General features: G+C 50.2%; 1 rRNA gene. It reads right to left on the bottom strand.

Annotation, left to right across the window (positions count from 1 at the left end):
* Positions 1–255 (bottom strand): 23S ribosomal RNA (locus FCK22_RS18145); the annotation flags it as partial.

Below are 255 nucleotides of genomic sequence, written 5' to 3'. Positions count from 1 at the left end.
ACGGTACTGGTTCACTATCGGTCAGTAAGGAGTACTTAGCCTTCGAAGGTGGTCCTCCGATCTTCAGACAGGATTTCACGTGTCCCGCCCTACTTAATACGTCCAATCATGCTTCTTATACGGGACTGTCACCCACTTTGGTTGCGCATTCCAACGCATTCTAATCACACTCATGGCTCGGCTGGTCCCCGTTCGCTCGCCGCTACTAGGGGAGTATCAATTGATTTCCTTTCCTCCGGGTACTTAGATGTTTCA

Origin of the sequence: Sulfitobacter sp. 15WGC (genome assembly GCF_005068605.1) — a bacterium.
GTDB classification, from domain to species: domain Bacteria; phylum Pseudomonadota; class Alphaproteobacteria; order Rhodobacterales; family Rhodobacteraceae; genus Sulfitobacter; species Sulfitobacter faviae.
The sequence above is the reverse complement of the archived record's forward strand: the minus strand, read 5'-3'. Positions and strand labels throughout refer to the sequence as shown.